The organism is Streptomyces anandii JCM 4720, assembly GCF_014650655.1.
Classification (GTDB): domain Bacteria; phylum Actinomycetota; class Actinomycetes; order Streptomycetales; family Streptomycetaceae; genus Streptomyces; species Streptomyces anandii.
This window is the reverse complement of record NZ_BMVJ01000006.1, coordinates 100107-105705: the sequence shown is the minus strand read 5'-3', so window position 1 is coordinate 105705 and position 5599 is coordinate 100107. Positions and strand designations below refer to the sequence as shown.

Below are 5599 nucleotides of genomic sequence, written 5' to 3'. Positions count from 1 at the left end.
GCCGGAGACCACCGGGGAGAGCACGACGAGCACAAGAGCGGGAAGCAGTCCGCCGTACACGGCCCACACCGCGCCACGGGTGGTGAACGCCCGCCAGAACAGCGAGTACAGCAGCACCGGCAGGTTTGCCGAGGCGGCGACGGCGAAGGCCAGCCCGACGAGGAAGGCGACGTTGAGGTCACGGGCGAGCAGGCCGAGGGCGATGGCGACGACACCGATGCCCACGGCCGCGACGCGCGCGACGGTGACCTCGCTGCGTTGCCGGCCGCCCGGGCGGCGCAGCGACGCGTACAGGTCGTGCGCCACGGAGGCGGAGGAGGCGAGCGTGATGCCGGCGACGACGGCGAGGATCGTGGCGAACGCGACCGCCGCCACCACCGCGAACAGCACCGTCCCCGCGGTGGAGTCCGGGCCGCCGCCGAGGTCCAGGGCCAGCAGCGGAACCGCCGTGTTCCCCGCGGCGTTCGAACCGCGTACGGCGTCCGGCCCGACGACGGCGGCCGCGCCGAAGCCGAGCACGATCGTCATCAGGTAGAAGCCGCCGATGAGCCCGATCGACCAGATCACCGACCGCCGGGCGGCCCGCGCGGTCGGCACGGTGTAGAAGCGGGAGAGGATGTGCGGCAGCCCGGCGGTGCCGAGCACCAGGGCGAGCCCCAGGCTGATGAAGTCCAGGCGCGCGGTCCAGCCGCCGCCGTACTTCAGCCCGGGGACCAGGAAGGCGTCCCCGTGGCCGCTGCGCTCGGCCGCGGTGAGCAGCAGCCGGTCGAGGTCGCCGTGGAAGCGGACCATGACCAGCGCGGTCAGGACGACGGTGCCGCCGAGCAGCAGCACCGCCTTGACGATCTGGATCCACGTGGTGGCGCGCATCCCGCCCAGCGACACATAGATCACCATCAGCGCGCCGACGCCGATGACGGTCCACGCCTGCGCGGCCTCGCCGGTCCGGCCGAGCAGCAGCGCCACCAGGCTTCCGGCGCCCACCATCTGCGCCACCAGGTACAGCACGGACACGGTGACCGAGGAGGTGCCCGCGGCGATGCGCACCGGCCGCTCCCTCATCCGGGCCGCGACCACGTCCGCGAGCGTGAACCGTCCGCAGTTGCGCACGAGTTCGGCGACGAGGAACAGCACCACCAGCCAGGCGACCTGGAATCCCACCACGTACAGCAGTCCGTCGTAGCCGAACAGGGCGATGAGTCCGGTGACGCCGAGGAAGGAGGCGGCGGACATGTAGTCGCCCGCGATGGCAAAACCATTCTCCATCGGAGAGAACAGCCGGCCGCCCGCGTAGAACTCCTCCGCCGAGCCCTGCCGGTGGCGGCTCACCCAGGTGGTGATCCCCAGGGTGACCGCGACGAACACGCTGAACAGCAGCAGCGCCAGTGTCTGATGGTCCGCGCTCATGAGGCACCACCCCGGACGCCGCGCGTCAGTTCCTGTGTGTCCCAGCGCAGTTCGAGCGCGGCACGGTCCCTGCGCAGGCGTGCGTGCCGGGCGTAGGCCCAGGTGAAGAGGAAGGTGGTGAGGAACTGTCCGACCCCCGCGACCATCGCCACGTTCACCGCTCCGGCCACCGGCCTGGCCATGAATCCGGGCGCGGTGGTCGCGGTGACGACGTAGCCGACGTACCAGGCGAAGAAGACCGCCGTCCCCGGCACCACGAACCTCCGGTAGCGGCTGCGCACTTCCTGGAACGCCGCGCTGCGCTGCACCTCGAGGTACACGTCGGCCGCCGCATCAGGGCTCCCTCCGGGCCGCTCCTGCCGCCGGGCCGCCGGTACCTGGGCGGTGGGGGCGCCTCCTGCGTCGCCCTCGCCCCAGCCGGAGGCCAGCGCGTCGTACCAGGGGTCGCGGTATCGCATGTCCTCGGGCGCCGGGGTCTGCTGCTCGGGGTGGTCCCCGGACATGTTCTCTGAACCGCCCCCGGCGCCGCGGGAACGACCGTTGCTTGACTGCATGCCCAAGGATGGACAGACCGGGAGGATCTTCGACTTACGTTCCCCGCGCTCTTCACCCCATCAGGTGACTCATCCCACCGGTGGCCGCGCCAGGCCCTTCGCATAGGCGTAACGCACGGCCTGCGCACGGTCCTTGACGCCGGTCTTGGCGAACAGGTTGTTGATGTGGGTCTTCACGGTCGCGGTGGAGACATGCAGCCGGCGGGCGATCTGCTGGTTGTTCAGCCCCTCGGCGATCAGCTCCAGCACCTCGCACTCCCGCGCGGTCAGGCCGTCCGGCGCCGGTTCGGCGGCGGACGGCCGCGCCTCGGGTTCCGACAGCCGCTCCAGCAGCCTCCGCTGGATGCTGGGCGACAGTCCCGCGTCCCCCGACAGCACGCTCTCCACGGCCCGGACGATCTCGTCCCCTCCCGCGTCCTTGGTGAGATAGCCCCGTGCCCCGGCTCTGAGCGCGGGGAACAGTGACTCGTCGTCGGCGAAGGTGGTCAGGATCACCACCTGGGTCCCCGGGTGCTCGGAGCGGATCCGCCGGGTGGCCTCGACCCCGTCGCAGCGGGGCATGCGCAGGTCCATCAGGACCACGTCCGGAGCGAGTTCCCCGACCAGCCGCACCGCCTCCTCGCCGTCGCCCGCGGCGCCGACCACCTCCACTCCGGGCAGCAGCCCCAGCAGCATCACGATGCCCTCACGCACGACCGTCTGGTCGTCCGCCACGATCACCCGCGCGGGTTTCCTGCCGGCGTCCTCCGTCATGCCGGCACCTTCAACGTCACCGCGAACCCCTCCTCGTGCGGCCCTGCCTCCAGCGAACCGCCCAGCAGCTCGGCACGCTCCCGCATGCCCAGCAGACCGTACCCGCCGCCGGAGGCGGTGAGATCGCCCGGCGCACCGCCGGTGTCCCGTACGTCCAGCGTGATCTGGTCCTCGCCGTACTCCAGCCGCAGCCGGACCTTGGCGCCCGGGGCATGCTTACGGACGTTGGTCAGTGCCTCCTGGGCCACCCTGCGCACGGCCTGCGACGCCTCGGCCGGCAGCGGTCTGCGTTCACCCGAGACGGTGACCTCCGCCCCGTCGCTCGCGCCCACGAGTTCGGCGAGGAAGTCCTCCAGCGGGGTCAACTCGCCGCGCAGGGCGGAAAGGGCCTGCCGGGTCTCGGCGAGACCGTCGCGCGCCATTCCGCGCGCCGCGACCACCCGCTCGAGGATCTGCTCGCGGTCCGCGCCGCGCTCGATGAGCAGCCGCGCCGCCTCCAGGTGCACCATCTGCGCCGAGAGGCTGTGCGCCAGCACGTCGTGGATCTCCCGGGCTATTCGCGCCCGCTCGGCCAGCGCCGCCGACTCCGCCTCGGCGGCGTGCGCTGCCCGTTCCTGGGCCAGCAACCGCTGGGCGCTGCCGCGCGCCTCGGCGTCGAGCCGCAGGACGTATCCGGCGAGGGCGAGGCCCGCCGTGGTGGCCGCGGTCGTCAGCCACACGTCGTCGTTGACCGCGGCGTAGGCGGCCAGGGCGATCGAGGTGACGGGCAGTGCCGCGGCGACGGGTAGCCGCTCCAGGGCGGCCACCGCGCAGCCGCACCAGATGACCAGCGCGGGAACGCGGAACCCCGTGGCCTGCGCGGCGACCGCGAGGCCGAGGAGCAGCGCGATCAGCACCAGGGAGGGCACCAGCCGGTGCGCGAGCGTGGTGCGGAAGAAGCCCCAGGCAGCAGCGGCCGCCACGAGGACCCCGGCCCCGGCGGCGACCGCTCCCCAGAGCGGAACGCGGTTGCTGGTGAAGGCGCCCCACAGCAGCATGCCGATCACCAGCACCCGCACGGCCCAGCCGAGCATCCTGCGCGGCTGCGAGATTCCCGTGCGTCCCAGCGCCTCCGGGGAGGGCCAGCGCGTCCAGGCGTTCCGCGTCACACGCGCTCCTTCCACGCGGGCCGGGGCATGCGGTCACCGTACGCCGCCGTGCGGGTGGCTGCCGGGCCGAGCGACTGCGTCCGCCAGGCGAGGACGCCGGAGCGGACCAGCAGCGTGCCGGCGAGTGTCAGCATCAGGGCGGCGCTGTCCTGGTGGACTCCGAACAGCGCGCCGAGGCCGAAGAGGCCGGCACGGAGGACGATGCCCCCGGTCCAGACGGCCGCGGCGGCCTTGGTGCCCCTGGTCCACACGGCGCCGTCCGCCTCCACCCATATGCGCGTGGTCCAGGCCCAGCCCGCCCCTATGCCGAGGCCGATGATCACCTCGACGGCCAGCAGCAGGGCGGACGCGGTGCGGTGGTGGGCGTCGAGGATGCCGGGCTCGCGGAGCGCGACGATCGCCAGGACGGCGGGCAGCACCCACCAGCGCCGGTCGGCGTCGAGCCGGCGTGCGCGGAACTGCCGGGAGATCACCAGGGCGGCGACGGCCACGATCACCAGCGCGTTGACGAGCCCGGACATCAGAGCCTCCGTGAGCGGTAAGGAGTGGCGACGGCCGAGTGCCGCCGACGCCTTCGACGCTACGGAAGATCGCGGGCCGGCTGATCGGAGCCCGGGTGGATCGCGGGTGGATTCCACAGCACCGCCGGTCTCCACCCGGGGGTGGAGAAGGCCCGGTCACCCGGGCCGTTCCGGCCGTGCGCGGCGGTTAGGCGTCGATGCGGGAGCGGTCCAGCGTCGCCGCCGAGCTCGCGATGAACTCCTTGCGGGGAGCCACGTCGTTGCCCATCAGCAGGTCGAAGACGCCCTCCGCGGCCTCCAGGTCGGAGAGGTTGATACGGCGCAGGGTGCGGTGGCGCGGGTCCATGGTGGTCTCGGCCAGCTGGTCGGCGTCCATCTCGCCCAGGCCCTTGTACCGCTGGATCGAGTCCTTGTACCGGATGCCCTTGCTCTGGAACTCGAGCAGCTTGTCGCGCAGCTCGCGGTCCGAGTAGGTGTAGACGTACTTGTCCTGGCCCTTCTTCGGCTGGATCAGCTCGATGCGGTGCAGCGGGGGCACCGCGGCGAAGACCCGGCCCGACTCGACCATCGGCCGCATGTAGCGGTGGAACAGGGTCAGCAGGAGGGTGCGGATGTGGGAGCCGTCGACGTCGGCGTCGGTCATCATGATGATCTTGCCGTAGCGGGCCGCGTCCAGGTCGAAGGTCCGGCCCGAGCCCGCTCCTATCACCTGGATGATCGCGCCGCACTCGGCGTTCTTGAGCATGTCGGTGACGGACGACTTCTGGACGTTGAGGATCTTGCCGCGGATCGGGAGCAGCGCCTGGAACTCGGAGTTCCGCGCCAGCTTGGCCGTACCGAGCGCGGAGTCGCCCTCGACGATGAACAGCTCGCTGCGGTCGACGTCGTCGCTGCGGCAGTCGGCGAGCTTCGCGGGCAGCGAGGAGGACTCAAGGGCCGTCTTGCGGCGCTGCGCGTCCTTGTGCTGACGGGCGGCGATGCGCGTACGGGCGGCGGCCACCGCCTTCTCCATGACCACGCGGGCCTGCTGGGCGGCGTCCCGCTTGGTGGAGGTCAGGAAGGCCTTCAGTTCCCTGGTGACCACGTTGTTCACGATCCGGCGGGCCGCCGAGGTGCCGAGGACCTCCTTGGTCTGGCCCTCGAACTGCGGCTCGGCGAGGCGGACGGTGACGACCGCGGTGAGGCCCTCGAGGGCGTCGTCCTTGACGATGTCGTC

General features: G+C 72.1%; 6 protein-coding genes. All 6 read right to left on the bottom strand.

What is annotated here, in order from left to right:
- Window positions 1-1407: solute symporter family protein (locus IE249_RS13235; RefSeq protein WP_229858340.1), on the bottom strand; the 1407-nt coding region annotated here is incomplete at its 3' end.
- Window positions 1404-1910, bottom strand: a complete 507-nt coding sequence (locus tag IE249_RS13230; RefSeq protein WP_373304383.1) for a DUF485 domain-containing protein — start codon at window positions 1908-1910, stop codon at window positions 1404-1406. The genes IE249_RS13235 and IE249_RS13230, both read right to left, overlap by 4 nt.
- Window positions 1911-2030: 120 nt before the next feature.
- Window positions 2031-2714, bottom strand: a complete 684-nt coding sequence (locus IE249_RS13225) for a response regulator transcription factor (protein WP_189705010.1) — start codon at window positions 2712-2714, stop codon at window positions 2031-2033.
- On the bottom strand, window positions 2711-3862 hold the full coding sequence (locus IE249_RS13220) for a sensor histidine kinase (RefSeq protein WP_189705009.1): 1152 nt from the start codon (window positions 3860-3862) through the stop codon (window positions 2711-2713). The genes IE249_RS13225 and IE249_RS13220 overlap by 4 nt, the downstream gene beginning before the upstream one ends.
- Window positions 3859-4383, bottom strand: a complete 525-nt coding sequence (locus tag IE249_RS13215; protein ID WP_189705008.1) for a DUF1453 family protein — start codon at window positions 4381-4383, stop codon at window positions 3859-3861. Before IE249_RS13215 ends, IE249_RS13220 begins: the two co-directional genes overlap by 4 nt.
- A 187-nt stretch (window positions 4384-4570) precedes the next feature.
- Window positions 4571-5599 (bottom strand): toprim domain-containing protein (locus tag IE249_RS37115; RefSeq protein WP_229858337.1); only part of this gene is annotated, 1029 nt, incomplete at its 5' end.

Excerpts from the sequence above, each read along its gene's own strand:
- IE249_RS13215 (WP_189705008.1), bottom strand. The coding sequence starts at position 4,383 with ATGTCCGGGCTCGTCAACGCGCTGGTGATCGTGGCCGTCGCCGCCCTG.
- IE249_RS13225 (WP_189705010.1), bottom strand. The coding sequence starts at position 2,714 with ATGACGGAGGACGCCGGCAGGAAACCCGCGCGGGTGATCGTGGCGGAC.
- IE249_RS13230 (WP_373304383.1), bottom strand. The coding sequence starts at position 1,910 with ATGTCCGGGGACCACCCCGAGCAGCAGACCCCGGCGCCCGAGGACATG.